The organism is Parabacteroides sp. B2-S-102, assembly GCF_023656665.1.
GTDB classification, from domain to species: domain Bacteria; phylum Bacteroidota; class Bacteroidia; order Bacteroidales; family Tannerellaceae; genus Parabacteroides; species Parabacteroides distasonis.
The window spans coordinates 115,647-130,988 of record NZ_JAMOKM010000011.1; the positions used below are offsets into that span (position 1 = coordinate 115,647).

A 15,342-nucleotide genomic window follows, 5' to 3' on the forward strand; every position below is an offset into this window, starting at 1 on the left:
GCTGTGTACCTCTTGCCATTCTTTTCAATGGATGGTTTCCCAGAACTCTTATTGTATATTTTTTGATTAAAATATAATCTTTTGTGTATAATGCTCCTCGCCATAATGCACGGTTAGAAAGTAGACTCCAGATGTTAATTTTAGGAAATGGAGTGTAGCTTGCCTGTCCGTGATCTCTCCGTTTTCCGACACTTTTCCTTGTGCCGAGTGCAATGTATAAGTCGCTTTCTCCATTCCATCCGGCAAAACAAGGTGTACCATGCCTTTCTCCGGACCGAGATGAATGAGTACCTGCTCGTTCGCCTCGAGCTTTTCGTTGCTGATGGGGTTACCGTATTGAATGACGGGATCGATAAACAAGGAGGTGCTAAAACCTGCTTGCGTATATTCGGTAGCTTGTCTCCAGCCGTTTTTATCATGAACCCAAGCCGTATTCCGGGTCGTTTTGCCTTTGGGCAAATTGTAAGCGGAGAAATACGTGTTCTCCGGGACGCTCTTGAGCTTATAGCCGATGTAGAACTTTCCGCTGACGTTCACGGGCTTGGAGAAATGGATATAACTTTCCTGTGACCGATTTAGGGATTTAGCGGTCTCAATAAACGTATCGTCCAATATCGATTTATTGCTATAGGTGGGTTGGAATGTCTCCGTATATAATAATGTAGAGGGCTTAGAGTCGCCGCTGTAAACGGTAACTTCCACTTCCATCTGTTTGTAATTCGCTCCGGCAGGCGGTGTTACGAAATAAGCTCCGTATAAGGTACCCGCTTCGGCTACTTGGTAAGCTTCCGCATATTCAGTGATATTGGCGGGGTTGTTCCCGAATAAATACGCTTTTTCAGACCCGGGATAGAGCGTACATTCGGCGTTTTCTTGATTACCGGAGTCATAGATGTTGCTCAACCGGAAACAAGGGGCTGATTTATACGGATCAAGTCCCTCACAAACCTTGGTCTCGTCATTGGACGGGTTCAGCCAATATTTGAGCTGTCTCTCGGGGGTATCGATTGCGTCCCATGGTTTCATCAAAGAGAAGAAGTAATCATCCTTCGGGCTATTCTCGCTGGACTGCCCGCCGGATAACGCTCCGATAATCTCTCCGTCGGCATTGAATAAAGGAGATCCGGAGGAACCGCTGGCCGTATAACCTACTTCCCAAGTCTTGACATGCCAATGAGCGTTCTTGTAAAAAATCATGTTTGGATCTGTCAAGGTAAAGGGAGCCAGATCCTCATCGGATATACTGATTCGCTTTACCGAGTATTGGGGATGTTGGATGCACGTATAGGGGGCAGGTCCTACCTCTTGTGCGTTCCAGCCCGCGTAATAAGGCCTGTAATAAACCGGAGGTGTGGCGGTAAGTTCCAACAAGGCCATGTCTGCCATTTCATTAACCGCCTTGAAGTAAGTGGATGCGGTAGACATCTCTTCCGTTCCCCTTAGGATCGGGTCGCAGAAAGGGCTGTTGAAGTTGAAAAAGCAGACGATACTTCCGGCTATTTTCTCATAATCGGGGTTTTTCATCGTGAATTGCTTGTTCAGGCAATGGGAGGCGGTGAGTAGATAAGGCTTTCCGTCATTGTCCGTATTATTTATCAGGGTGCCCGTGCACCCTACGCTTCCGTCTATGATCAGGAGAACGACGCTTTGCCCCCATTGGGCGTAATCGTTTGTCCCATCTTGATAGCAAGCTAACGGTGGAATTTTACCGATCAGTGAGGTGTTGTCTCCCGGTTCTAACCCCCGCAAGCTCCGGTAGCCATGGTTGACTTCCCCGACGGTCAGTCTTCCTTGAAAAGAGGCGTTAGCCGGTTCTTGATATTCTATGATCAGGCGATCCCCTTGGATAGGAGAGACCGGCAATAGGTTTAACTCCGAGTTGTTTAGGTGATTGAACGAGCCTAATATCTGTGTCTGGTCCTCATTGTATAGGAAGAGCTGGGCGCCTTCGGGCAGTTCATATTCCGTGAAGAGCACGTTGATGGAAAGGGCCCCGGGCGAGAAGATCCCGAGTCTCCATACACGTGTCCCATCCGGCCCGGTGAAAGTTACGCCCGAATTGTGCCGATTGTAATCCGTTATGAATTTATAGGCAAAACGGAAACCGCTTCTTAGGTCGCTCTCATTCAGCGAGTCGATACGCAATTCCTCTTGAACGTCGAACGGAGGCATTTCTTTAAACATTTGTCCGTTTGTACTTCGCATGAGCGATAGCGGAAGCGGGCGGCCTCCGTGGCTAACCTGCGCTTTCAGATTTCCTTGAAAACCGAGCATCGTTAGCAGGAATATAATGTATAAAGAGGTCAACTTTTTCATATCGGGCAAATATAACTATATTTCTTTACCCCATGATCTATATATCAAGTTTTTTCGCTAAGTTTGCCAATCGAAAAGTACGGACAAACTTAAATAAAACCAATATATAATTAAATTCTAAAGATATGGCAACACCTCCGTTTCACTACGAGCCGATGTTCCAAAAGGGACCGGACACAACAGAGTATTATTTGCTTACAAAAGATTATGTTTCCGTTTCTGAGTTTGAAGGAAAACCGATCTTGAAAGTCGCTAAAGAAGGTTTGACCGCTATGGCTAACGCCGCTTTCCGCGACGTATCATTCATGCTTCGCCGTTCTCACAACGAGCAGGTCGCAAAGATCCTAAGCGATCCGGAAGCTACGGACAACGATAAGTACGTGGCCTTGACATTCCTTCGCAACGCCGAGGTAGCGGCTAAAGGCGTACTTCCTTTCTGCCAAGATACCGGTACGGCTATTATCCACGGCGAGAAGGGCCAGCAGGTCTGGACCGGTTACTGTGATGAAGAAGCGCTTTCCTTAGGTGTTTACAAGACCTACACGGAAGAGAACCTTCGTTACTCCCAGAACGCTCCGCTGAATATGTACGATGAGGTAAATACGAAATGTAACTTGCCGGCCCAGATCGATATCGAGGCTACGGAAGGCATGGAGTATGAGTTCCTTTGCGTGACAAAAGGAGGTGGTTCCGCCAATAAGACTTATTTATACCAAGAGACAAAAGCGATCTTGAATCCGGGTACATTGGTTCCCTTCCTCGTAGAGAAGATCAAGACATTGGGTACGGCCGCTTGTCCTCCGTATCATATAGCGATCGTGATTGGCGGTACTTCCGCTGAGAAGAATTTATTGACGGTGAAGTTGGCATCTACCCGTTTCTATGATAGTTTGCCTACGACCGGTAGCGAGGGTGGCCGTGCTTTCCGCGACGTGGAGTTGGAGAAAGAGGTATTGGCCGCCGCCCAGAATATTGGCTTGGGCGCTCAATTCGGTGGTAAATATCTGGCACATGATGTTCGCATCATCCGTTTGCCTCGCCACGGCGCTTCTTGCCCGGTAGGTTTGGGTGTAAGTTGCTCTGCGGACCGTAATATTAAATGTAAGATCAATAAGGAAGGTATCTGGATCGAGAAGTTGGATAGCCATCCCGGCGAATTGATTCCGGAGGAACTTCGTCAAGCGGGTGAGGGCGACGCTGTCAAGATCAACTTGAACCAACCGATGGCAGATATCTTGAAGGAATTGGATAAATATCCGGTATCTACTCGTTTGTCATTGAACGGAACGATCATCGTGGGCCGTGATATCGCTCACGCTAAGTTGAAGGAGCGTCTGGATCGTGGCGAGGATCTTCCCCAATACATCAAGGATCATCCTATTTATTACGCGGGCCCGGCTAAGACTCCGGCAGGTATGGCTTGTGGCTCTATGGGCCCGACGACCGCGGGTCGTATGGACTCATACGTTGACTTGTTCCAGAGCCATGGCGGTAGCATGATCATGTTGGCGAAGGGTAACCGTAGCCAGCAAGTTACGGACGCTTGTAAGAATCACGGCGGTTTCTACCTAGGATCTATCGGTGGCCCTGCGGCTATCTTGGCTCAGAACAATATCAAGAGCATCGAGTGCGTGGAATATCCGGAATTGGGTATGGAAGCGATCTGGAAGATCGAGGTAGAGAACTTCCCCGCGTTTATCTTGGTAGATAACAAGGGTAATGACTTCTTCAAGCAGATCAAGCCTCGTTGCTGATTCCTTGATCGGTAAAGATAAATGAAAAGCGGTATCCGGCGGCAAGCTGGATACCGCTTTTTTCTAAAAAAAAGTCGTACGTGTTTTTTTAATAGGTTAATCCCACGATCCACAGCGGTAGTTTCTTGCCGGTGGCGAACTCCATATTGTCAGCCAAGATGAAGGAATCGGGGAGATCCGCTATTTGCTTGAATGTTTTATCCGCTCCTCCTACCTCGAAGGTATAGGTATGGTCTACGATAAAGTCACCTTTTGTTTTTCCATATTCCACGTTATGATTTACGGATAACTGGTTGACGACAAAAGTTTCCCTTGCCGTCCCGATCTGTACGGGAGCGGAAGCTATGGCGTACAATAGGTTGGGATTCTGTAGGTAAATCTTATCCGGTTTTTGCATCTTTTTGACAGATAGTAAATCCGAGTACAATAACTTGAGCAATTCCGCCTTGTCCAAATTCTGTAAGTAATTGATGACAGAGTTTCGGGAAAGTCCGATCATTCCCGCTAGTTTCGTGATGTCCAGCTCATAAGGAACAGAGGTAGCTAAGATACCCATCAAAGCCTTTAGCTTCCGTGTATAGGCAGGATCTACGCCACACAGCAACGGGAGTTCCTGCTCAATAATGAGATTGACCACATTCTCGATATTAATATAATAATCTTCTCTGTTACCCGTAAAAAAGGGGTAATACCCTTCGTGGAGATATTCGTTAAACATTTGTACGGGGCGACATTTCTCATTTATTTCCCGGCAAATGTTTCCTGGATTTTCCAGTATCGTTTGTAGGGAATAGACAGGTATATCAATTTGCTTATAGAACATGAGAAATTCCCGGAAGGAAAGTCCGTACATATTATATGGTAGGCAACGTCTGGAAAGATCGGCATCCGCATTCAATATATTCAATAGGGAAGAACCGCTAAAAACAATTCGTAGAGATGGATACAGGTCGTAGGCCTCTTTTATCTCTTTACTCCAAGTGGGATATTTATGTACTTCATCAAGGAATAATTGTTTTCCTCCTTGCAAATAGAACCGCTCAATCAGTTCAGATAGGGTGTGATTACTGAAATAGATGCTGTCGAGCGTGCAATAAAGTACCTCCCTGCTTCCCGGCTGGAAATTCAGTTTGATGTATTGCAACATGAGTGTTGTTTTTCCGACACCCCTTGATCCTCTGATGGCGATCAGAGGATTATCCCAGTGAATTTGGTTCATGAGTTCCCTTATGATATGGGTACTCGTTTGTGCCAATAATCGTTCTTGTTTAATAAATAGACTATCCATACGCTGATTGATTGAATGACAAATATACGATTTATTCAAGATAGATAGCAAAAAGTACATGGATTTGTTAAGGGCAAAAAGCAAATCTGGTATTTTTTTTGTTAAGAGTAAGAAGCAAAACCTGTAAGTATCCGGTCGTAGCGTACTTTGCGTATTGGCTTTCAAAAGTTTGTATAAATATCAATGAAACTATTACACTTTAATTTTTTACCTTTGTTGCGTTTAAGTGATAAAACAGATTTCCAATGCCTCGTATATACATCCTCTTGATGTCGGTCTTGATCTCGGCTTTTTATGCTTGCGATCATCGGGGGAAGCCTTACCCCGCTACCCTGTCACGGATCGAATCCCTTGCGGATACAAATCCGGAGGAAGCCCGCCCTTTGTTGGATCGATTGCGGGATAGCCTTTCGTCCTTTGATGAGGAACAGCGTATGTATTATGACTTGCTCGACTTGAAGGTCAATGATAAGATGTATGTCCGGCATACTTCTGATTCTTTGATCAAACGAATCACCGCTTTCTATGAGACATATGGCGATCGAGACAAATTACTAGAGTCTTATTACTATATGGGCCGTGTCTACCGGGATTTGAATGATGCCCCGGAAGCGTTGAAGTATTTCCAAAAGGCATTGGATGTGGCGGGGGATACGAGAAAGTACCGATTATTGTCCAATGTCTATTCGCAGATGGGGATGCTTTATGATTATCAGAATGTATATGAAGAGGCGATCCGTATGTATGAGAAAGCGGCTGAGTATAAATTACTGAAAGGAGATAGTACTAGTTTTTCTCTTGTGCTGAGAGATATTGCCCGAGTATATGATATGGTCGATAAGAATGACAGTGCGCTTCTCTATTTTCAAAAAGCGGCAATTATAGCGAATGAAACAGGAAATAGACATCGATATTCCGGTATATTGACTGAGCTGGGTGATCTTTACCGGGAATTGGTAATGTATGATAAAGCTTTGGAATGTTTGTCTGAATCATTAAAAGATTCCGTAGACCGGAATATGTATCCTACTTATTCGGTTTTGGGGAATACTTATTTAGAACTCAATAAATTGGATTCTGCCGATTACTATTTAAGAAAGTGCCTGGATAGTCCTAACTTACATGTTAGAGACGCTATTTATGAGTACTTGTCGCTTTTGTATGAGCGTCGGTTGAATTATCGGGAGGCTATTCGCTATGTCCGTCTTGGCCAGCAAGTGCAAGATTCCATCCGCAAGATAACCGATTCGGAGGAAATCCGTAAAATGACCTCTTTATATAATTATCAAAAGCGGGAAACTGAGAATTTACGGCTAAAGGGCGAGAATGACCGGATGCAGATTCGTATTTACCGGATATTATCCTTGTTCGGATTGGGGCTTTCGATAACCTTATTGTTTATATATAGACTGAAACGGCAGAAAGAGCGGTTGGCTAGGCAGTTTGAGGCGCTTCAGCGGGAAAAGCAAGAACAATATGAGAGAAGTTTTCAATATGTAGAAGCGAATAACGCGAAATTGAATGAATTGGGAACCTTACTATCTAAAGACCATGAAGATACAAATTCATTGCTTCATGTGCGAAAAGAACTTTTGCAAGTGACCAATGAACAAATACAGTTGCGGCGTACCGAGCGTGATTTGTTAGAGTCGGATTTAAGGCATTCGGATATCTATATGAAATTCCATTCCACGAATGAGGCAGATCAGATAATCAGGGAAGAAGATTGGAATGCTTTACGGAAGGAGTTAGATAAGACATACAATAATTTTACGAATCGTCTATATCAGTTATATTCGGGAATGTCATTGATAGAACTCCGGATTTGTTACTTGATAAAGATATCAGTCAAGGTAACTGATATGGCAAAAATCTTGGGTCGCTCCAAACCCTCCGTATCCTCATCCCGTAAACGGCTTTATAAAAAAATAAAGGGAGAGGATGGAACCCCGAATGAACTGGATGAATTAATCGCTGGTCTTTAGCCTTATACAACTCTGCGAACAAAAAGCGAACAAAAAGCGAACAGTGTTTTAGCCCCGAATCCAACCTTATCGGATACTTTTGCAGTCAAAAAATGAATGGGATGAAAAGAATTTTACTTTTGACTTTGTTGAGTTGCGTGGGCTTGTGTACACAAATATTGAGTGTTTTTGCCCAACAAGGAGAGAAAAGTGTCGGGATAAATGTGGGTTACGGCACAGCAAGTAGTTTTGAGTCGTTTCGCTTAGGTGCTGAGTTCAATTGGAACGCAACGGATCATATTCGTTTGTCGCCTTCTTTCGATTGCTATTTTGCCAGTAGTACCTCTTATGTGGTTAGTGCGGATGTACATTATTTATTTCCGATAAAAAACACATGGCAGGTTTATCCTTTGCTGGGAGTCACTTATACTCATTTCATGACTAATGAATTTGGGGGAAATATTGGAGCTGGTGTGGAATATCCGATTTCCTCGTCTTTTTATGTAAGTGCCGAAGGGAAATACCAGCTTACGAAGGATTTCCAGCAATTTGCTTTGGCGGCAGGTGTAGCCTATAAGTTTTAATAGGTCATTTGATACATCGTTCGACGGAGTATAAAGACTAAATTCGTTGGGAGAACGAGATATAAGAACTTCTTAGGAGATGGTAACGTCCTATAAAATAAAATCCCGGATAGCGTTTAATCTACCCGGGATTATATATTAATGTATAAGACCTTATCTTAGTTTCTGTACTCCCTGCGAGGCCCGCAATCATTACGATCTTGACGAGGACCACGGTCTCCGGACGCTTCCGGCCGATCTCGAAAATGTGAAGCAGATCATCCTTGCCCGATATAACCTCAACGAGCGTACCGTAAGGCATAATAGATCTGTTATCCCTCAAAAGGCATGTTTTGGCAACATGATCCTAAATTACCAGTAGTACTTACCTTGCCAACACAGTATATCTTCTATGCCACTTGCAGTATATATCCCGTGGATAAGTAAGTAGTACTGACTTTTCCGGCATGAGAAAAGCGTTTCCCTTAGGCGAACAAATAGTTTCTCCTAAGGAAAACTAAAGTTTCATAAGCACGAAACTAAGGTTTCATCATGAGAAAACAAAAGTTTTTATAGCGGAAAACTTTTGTTTTATACCAAGAAAAACTATAAATATCAATTAATCAGTTTATTAAATGATATATGAAGCATGGCTAAACAGATAGCCGGCAAGCTAAGCAATGTCTATATCTTCGGTCGCTTCTTGAAAAAGATAGGACTAATAATGCGGTTGGCGAGTAGGGGACGGTGGTGTTTTGTGATTGAAAAGTAGTAAATGGTGGTAGATACGAGCCGATAGTGGTAGATGCTATTTATCTACCACCACCCGATAAATGACTTATGACCAATTGATTATAGCTATAGCTATAGTTGTAGGTGTGGTAGATGATTTGATAAAAAAAAATCCCGGATAGCGTTTAATCTACCCGGGATTATATATAATGTGTAAGACGTTATCTTAGTCTCTGTACTCCCTGCGAGGTCCGCGATCACCACGATCCTGACGAGGACCACGGTCTCCACGATCTTGGCGAGGTCCACGCTCACCTCTTTCTGGTCTTGGCGGACGTTCCTCGTAACCTTCCGGTTTCGGAAGCAATACCTTGCGGGAAAGTTTGAACTTGCCTGTTTTCGGATCGATATCAACCAACTTGACAGAAACCGTATCGCCTTCCTTCAAGCCGGCTTGCTCAACGGTCTCCAGACGTTTCCAATCGATCTCGGAAATGTGAAGCAAACCATCCTTACCCGGCATGAACTCAACGAATGCACCATAAGGCATGATAGAGGAAATCTTTCCTTCATAAACCTCTCCGATCTCAGGAACAGCGACGATAGCCTTGATCGCCTTGACAGCCGCGTCGATCGTAGCCTTATTCGTGCCGGAGATCTCGATCTTTCCTACGCCGTCTACCTCATCGATAGATACCGTAGCTCCCGTTTTCTCTTGGATACCTTGGATGATCTTACCGCCCGGGCCGATTACCGCACCGATGAATTCCTTACCGATAATCATCGTCTCGATACGAGGTGCATGAGGTTTCAAATCCTCACGAGCTTCCGGTTGAGCCTCCAAGATCTTGCCCAAGATATGCATACGACCCTCTTTAGCTTGAGCCAAAGCATTCTCAAGGATCTCGTAAGACAAACCGTCTACCTTGATATCCATCTGAGTTGCCGTGATACCGTCTTTCGTACCCGTTACCTTGAAGTCCATATCACCCAAGTGATCCTCGTCGCCTAAGATATCAGACAAGATCGCGTAGTTCGTACCCTTGTTCTCGGAGATCAATCCCATAGCGATACCGGATACCGGTTTCTTCATCGGGACACCTGCGTCTCTCAACGCCAAGGTACCGGCGCAAACCGTAGCCATAGAAGAAGAACCGTTAGACTCCAAGATATCGGAGATTACACGTACTACATACGGATAGTTGTCCGGGATCATACGTTTCAGCGCACGGTGAGCCAAGTTGCCGTGTCCGATCTCACGACGGCCTACGCCACGTGTTGCTTTGGCCTCGCCTGTGGAGAATGGGGGGAAGTTATAATGTAAAAGGAAACGCTCGTATCCATGGTTCAATACGTCGTCTATCATTTTCTCATCAGACTTCGTACCTAAAGTTACCGTAGATAAAGACTGTGTCTCTCCACGTGTAAAGATAGCGGAACCGTGAGGACCCGGCAGGCAATCTGTCTCGATCCAGATCGGACGGATCTCGGTAGTCTTACGACCATCCAAACGCTTGCCCTCATCAAGGATGGCACGGCGCATAGCCTCTTTCTCTACATCGTGATAGTAGCGACCGATCATTTCCAGTTTCTCGTCCGTCAACTCCTCCTCGGAGAATTGAGCCTTGTATTCTTCTACGATTTTCTCGAATGCCTCGCTGCGTTCGTGCTTGCCGCTACCGGATGTGGCTACGGCGTAAGCCTTGGCGTAACATTTGTCGTGTACGTCCTTGCGCAACTCGTCATCGTTTACCTCGTGGCAATATTCGCGTTTTACCAATTTGCCGCAAGCCTCGGATAACTCCAGCTGAGCCTTGCATTGTACCTTGATAGCCTCGTGAGCGACCTTGATAGCCTCAAGCATCTCAGATTCCTGAACCTCGTTCATCTCACCCTCAACCATCATGATGTTGTCTATGGTAGCGGCAACCATGATGTCGATATCAGCTTTCTCCAATTCCGCGGAAGTTGGGTTGACGATGTATTTTCCATCCGTACGAGCTACGCGAACCTCAGAGATCGGTCCGTTAAAAGGAATATCAGAAACTGCCAAAGCGGCGGAAGCGGCCAAACCTGCTAATGCGTCCGGCAAATCTTCGCCATCAGCGGAGAACAATATAATATTTACATATACCTCAGCGTGGTAGTTGTCTGGGAAAAGAGGACGCAACGCACGGTCTACTAAACGAGATGTGAGGATTTCATAATCAGAAGCTTTTCCTTCTCTTTTTGTAAAACCTCCGGGGAAACGTCCAAAAGCGGAGTATTTCTCTTTGTATTCTACTTGCAACGGCATGAAGTCAACACCCGGGTTCGCGTCTTTAGCGGCACAAACAGTGGCGAGCAACACGGTGTTGTTCATACGAACGGTAACCGCTCCGTCCGCCTGTTTGGCCAATTTCCCGGTTTCGATGGTAATGGTTCTTCCATCACCTAACTCGATCGTCTTGTTAATTGGATTAAGCATAATCTTTTTTCTTATTTTTCTATCTGTCAAAAATTGGTGCAAATGTAATGAAAGTTTACCTGTAATTGCATGAAAATGAAAAGAAATAACAGTCTTAAAGCACTTTTTTTGAAAAAAGCCTTGAAGAAATACGGAATAATAGTGCCACAATTGTAAAATAATGTATATTTGCACCGGATTAGTAATATAGACAAACTGGAATAATGAAACAAATATCTACGAATTTACTAGCTGTGCTGTGTGTTATGTTGCTTTTGTTCACGGCTTGTAAGAAGAATTCTGATTTTACGGTGGAAGGTGTAGTGTCCGGCGCAGACGGCCAGATGATGTATCTGGAGAATGTAGGTGTGTCGACGGTAGAGTTGATGGACTCCGTAAAACTGACGGCGGCCGGTAAATTCAGCTTTACGAAGCCTCGTCCGGCATTCCCGGATTTTTATCGCTTGCGTCTGAATAACCAATTGATCAACTTCTCGGTAGATTCTACGGAGACGATCTCGTTCGTGGCCGATGCCGGGACTTTCGCTACTTCTTATAGCGTGGAGGGCTCAGAGAATTGCAAGGCGATCAAGAATATTACCTTGGCTCAATTAGACGCGAACCAAGCGATCCATCGTTTACGGAAAGAGTCTGAGTCCGGTCTGTTGGCGGATTCCGTATATTCCCGTCAGGTGCTCGAGGCCGCCGAGGCTTATAAGGACGTGGCTCGTAAGTATATTTATTCCGCCCCAATGTCCGCTGCCGCTTACTTTGCCTTGTTCCAGCAAATCGACGGCTTGCTGTTCTTCGATTTGTATGACAAGAACGACTCGAAGGCTTATGGCGCCGTAGCCACCAGCTTCGATCACTATTATCCGGAAAGCCCTCGTGCTAAGCATCTGTATAACTTGGCTCTTCAATCGATAAAGGTGATTCGTAGCCAGCGCCCGATGGACTTGGATAAGGTGGAGAAGAAAGAGGTTAGTTTCTTGGATATCGAGTTGCCGGATGTACATGGGGAAAACACGAAATTGTCTTCTGTCGCTACAGGTAAGGTGGTGTTGATCAACTTCACGGCCTATATGTCCGAATGGTCTCCTGCCTTGAATATGGAATTTGGCGATTTATATACGAGGTACCACGATAAGGGCTTGGAGATTTACCAGATCTCTTTGGATAGTGATCTTCACTTCTGGAAGAACGCCGCTTCTAATTTACCTTGGACTTGCGTGCGTGATCCACAGTCGGTTTACTCTCAGACCGCGGCGTTGTATAACGTGAAACAGCTTCCGGCGATCTTTATCTTGGATCGCAAGGGAAACTTGGTTAAACGGGTGGACGACGTGAAGAAACTTGAGGCTGACATCAAGTCCGTATTGTAAATTGTTCATGATTTAATCATCAGATTTATATGTTATAAAGCACTTTCGTAAACTTGTTCATCTTAGAAAGATAACCTAACTTTGCGGAGTCTTGAAATGATAAAAAAGGGGAGTTCCGGCCATATGACTTGGTCGGGATTCTTTTTTATTATGCGATAATCAATCAATATTAATATAAAGAATAAGGAGGATTTAGTATGGCTGTTAGTTATATGACAAAGGACGGCTACGATAAGATTTTAGCTGAAATCAACTATTTGGAGACCGTGAAGCGCCCTGAAATATCAGCCCAGATCGCTGAGGCGAGGGATAAGGGTGACTTATCCGAGAACGCTGAGTACGATGCCGCCAAAGAGGCTCAAGGTATCATGGAGGCTAAGCTTGCGCAGTTAAAAGGTTTGATCTCAAACGCCCGTCTGATCGATGAGAGTCGTGTGAAAACTGATGAGGTTCAGATTTTGAACAAGGTGAAAATTAAGAATACGAAGAATAACGCTGTCATGACCTACACGTTGGTATCGGATTCGGAGGCTAACCTAAAAGAAGGAAAGATCTCCGTAAGCACGCCGATCGCCCAAGGTTTGATGGGAAAGAAGGTAGGGGATGTCGTTGAGATCCGTGTGCCTTCCGGCTTGATGACGTTTGAGATTATGGATATTTCAATTTAAAAACAGAAAGACGTATGGCAACTATTTTCAGTAGAATCGTGGCGGGTGAGATCCCTAGCCACAAGGTTGCGGAAGACGATGAGTTTTTTGCTTTCCTCGATATCAATCCGGTAGCCTTGGGGCATACCTTGGTAATTCCTAAGAAGGAGGTCGATTATATCTTTGATATCGATGATCCGATGCTGGGACGGATGGTAGCTTTCGCTAAACGGGTAGCTCGTGCTCAAGAGACCGCTATCGAGTGTAAGCGTGTAGGATTGGCTGTCATGGGTTTGGAAGTGCCCCATGCGCATATCCATTTGATTCCTATCACGAAGGAGTCCGATATGTATTTCGGCGGGAAGAAATTGGCTGTAAGTCAAGAAGAATTGGCTGAGATCGCCGCTAAGATTAGAAAAGAATTCAAATAATTGAATATAATTTTTTAATTATAAAAAATTGGTTATATTTGTACCCGCTGTTTTATGCGTGACAATATCATGCAAAGGGGACAGCAAATCATTAATATGATTCATTAGTGGTTTTTACTCATAAATTTGTTAACCTTAGAAGAAAGGCCCCTCTGTGACAGAGCGGCCTTCTTTTTTTAAACACACAATAAACATTATAAACTACTAAATTGATATCTTCATCTTACATCTTCGAATAGGATTAGGGGAGCCAAACGGCATGCCTGTTCCAACCGTGTACACCGTTCCAGTAATCATGCCAGTCATATAGCATACCGGATTGATGGATATATACGCCACATAATACAAGGGAGATAAGCCATAAGGCTAATAATATCCATCTTGCTTGCGTCGGTAAGGGACGTACCTTGAACAATTGGCAGCAAATCGCGTATATCAGGGAGAATATGGGGATGCCGATGAATAAGATCGTCCCTATGCATCCCATGATTGCCATTGACAGCGGTGCTCCGTTTATCAAGTCCGCTCCGAACGGAGAGAGATTATAGATGAATCCGGCTCCACCCATGAGCAAAGCGAATGTTACGACTACCAGAATGAATACGACTAGTACTAGCGGCGGCAACAAGAAGATTCCGGCTAATATGATGAAAAACTTCAAGATGAACCCGATGACCAGAACGAAAACATCCGCCAGCTTTTGGAAGAAGTTCCTCGGCTTATCCGAGCTGATGAAGTCGTTCACGTTATTGCTGACTTTCTCGAATCCATCTGTCACGGTCTTTCCGATATTCTCCACCGTCACGCTTTGCCCGCGCATCTCGAGTTTCTCGGTCGCCGTGCGTGCCATCGGTACTATGATCCACAACAAGAAGTAAAGCGGAACCGTGATTCCATAGAAGAACATCAGAAGGAAAAGCACGATACGTACGGCAGTCGGGTCCCAATCCATGTAGGCGGCGAAACCTCCGGCGACACCTCCCAGAATACGGTTGTCCGGGTCACGCATCAAGCGTTTCTTGGTCGTCTGGGCATGAGTCTCCTGTTGTTGCGTCCGGTAATTATCCTCGTGGTCGGTGCTTTTCTCTTCCTCCTCGAAAATCTCTTCCGGCTTACCCATCCGTTTGATCACTTCCTCTACCTGCTCGATCGTGATGACTTCGTAGCCTAAGCGGATACGCTCGTTAAGAAGCTCCGAGATACGCATCTCGAAATCATCCATGATCTCATCCGAACCTTCTTCTTTGCGGAAGTGGATACGCAGGTTCGACAGATATTTGTCTAATAATTGGTATGCGTCTTCGTCAATGTGGAAAACTGTGCCTCCCAGATTAACAGTAAGTGTCTTCTTCATCACTCTTTCGTTTTAATTGTTTCTGATGTGGTTTATTGTATTATTTAGTTCCTGCCATGAGGTCTCCAGCTCGCCGAGGAATAGTTCTCCTTTCTCGGTCAGTTGGTAATACTTGCGTGGCGGTCCTTGCGTAGATTCTATCCACTGATAACTTAATAGCTCGCTATTCTTTAATCGGGTTAAAAGAGGATATAAAGTGCCTTCCACAACGATCAATTTCGCTTCTTGTAACTTCTGAATGATATCAGAGGTGTAAGCGGGTTCTTTTTTGAGAAGCAGGAGGATGCAATATTCCAGCGTCCCTTTCCTCATTTGTGATTTTACGTTCTCTGCATTCATCTCTTTTAATTTTATGCTACAAATGTATGTATTACATATGTACTATGCAATACATGCTACTATGAATTATTATTATTTAACCGAATACTTGCACAAAAAGAGCAATTATGTGTAAAAAAAGGACTG

General features: G+C 44.7%; 11 protein-coding genes. 6 read left to right on the forward strand and 5 right to left on the reverse strand.

Going from position 1 to position 15,342, the window contains the following annotated elements:
• Window positions 1-66: 66 nt before the first annotated feature.
• Complete coding sequence (locus NBH07_RS14595) at window positions 67-2,316, reverse strand: trypsin-like peptidase domain-containing protein (RefSeq protein ID WP_039849105.1); 2,250 nt, start codon at window positions 2,314-2,316, stop codon at window positions 67-69.
• Between the two features lie 125 nt (window positions 2,317-2,441).
• Between NBH07_RS14595 and NBH07_RS14600 the strand changes: the two genes are divergently transcribed.
• Window positions 2,442-4,070 (forward strand): fumarate hydratase, encoded by a 1,629-nt coding sequence (locus NBH07_RS14600; protein WP_005860810.1) that lies wholly within the window; start codon window positions 2,442-2,444, stop codon window positions 4,068-4,070.
• A gap of 88 nt (window positions 4,071-4,158) precedes the next feature.
• On the opposite strand, the gene NBH07_RS14605 is transcribed toward NBH07_RS14600, so the two are convergent.
• Window positions 4,159-5,358, reverse strand: a complete 1,200-nt coding sequence (locus NBH07_RS14605) for an ATP-binding protein (protein ID WP_049762390.1) — start codon at window positions 5,356-5,358, stop codon at window positions 4,159-4,161.
• 245 nt (window positions 5,359-5,603) lie between these two features.
• Here NBH07_RS14605 and NBH07_RS14610 point away from each other — a divergent pair, with 245 nt between their 5' ends.
• Window positions 5,604-7,343, forward strand: a complete 1,740-nt coding sequence (locus NBH07_RS14610; RefSeq protein ID WP_009276680.1) for a tetratricopeptide repeat protein — start codon at window positions 5,604-5,606, stop codon at window positions 7,341-7,343.
• Between the two features lie 101 nt (window positions 7,344-7,444).
• Complete coding sequence (locus tag NBH07_RS14615) at window positions 7,445-7,906, forward strand: outer membrane beta-barrel protein (protein ID WP_005860816.1); 462 nt, start codon at window positions 7,445-7,447, stop codon at window positions 7,904-7,906.
• Between the two features lie 937 nt (window positions 7,907-8,843).
• Here NBH07_RS14615 and pnp read toward each other — a convergent pair.
• The gene (pnp, locus tag NBH07_RS14620; RefSeq protein WP_005860818.1) at window positions 8,844-11,084 is read right to left on the reverse strand and encodes a polyribonucleotide nucleotidyltransferase; all 2,241 of its coding nucleotides are present in this window, start codon (window positions 11,082-11,084) and stop codon (window positions 8,844-8,846) included.
• 203 nt (window positions 11,085-11,287) lie between these two features.
• Between pnp and NBH07_RS14625 the strand changes: the two genes are divergently transcribed.
• From NBH07_RS14625 to NBH07_RS14635, 3 genes are all read left to right on the forward strand, one after another.
• Window positions 11,288-12,445 carry a TlpA disulfide reductase family protein gene (locus tag NBH07_RS14625; protein ID WP_009018682.1) on the forward strand — a complete coding sequence of 386 codons (1,158 nt, stop codon included), beginning with the start codon at window positions 11,288-11,290 and terminating at the stop codon, window positions 12,443-12,445.
• 197 nt (window positions 12,446-12,642) lie between these two features.
• Complete coding sequence (gene greA, locus NBH07_RS14630) at window positions 12,643-13,113, forward strand: transcription elongation factor GreA (RefSeq protein ID WP_005860822.1); 471 nt, start codon at window positions 12,643-12,645, stop codon at window positions 13,111-13,113.
• Between the two features lie 14 nt (window positions 13,114-13,127).
• Window positions 13,128-13,523 carry an HIT family protein gene (locus tag NBH07_RS14635; RefSeq protein ID WP_005860824.1) on the forward strand — a complete coding sequence of 132 codons (396 nt, stop codon included), beginning with the start codon at window positions 13,128-13,130 and terminating at the stop codon, window positions 13,521-13,523.
• 241 nt (window positions 13,524-13,764) lie between these two features.
• On the opposite strand, the gene NBH07_RS14640 is transcribed toward NBH07_RS14635, so the two are convergent.
• Complete coding sequence (locus NBH07_RS14640) at window positions 13,765-14,877, reverse strand: PspC domain-containing protein (RefSeq protein ID WP_009018681.1); 1,113 nt, start codon at window positions 14,875-14,877, stop codon at window positions 13,765-13,767.
• A 12-nt stretch (window positions 14,878-14,889) separates the two neighbouring features.
• Window positions 14,890-15,216, reverse strand: a complete 327-nt coding sequence (locus NBH07_RS14645; protein WP_009018680.1) for a PadR family transcriptional regulator — start codon at window positions 15,214-15,216, stop codon at window positions 14,890-14,892.
• Window positions 15,217-15,342 lie beyond the last annotated feature (126 nt).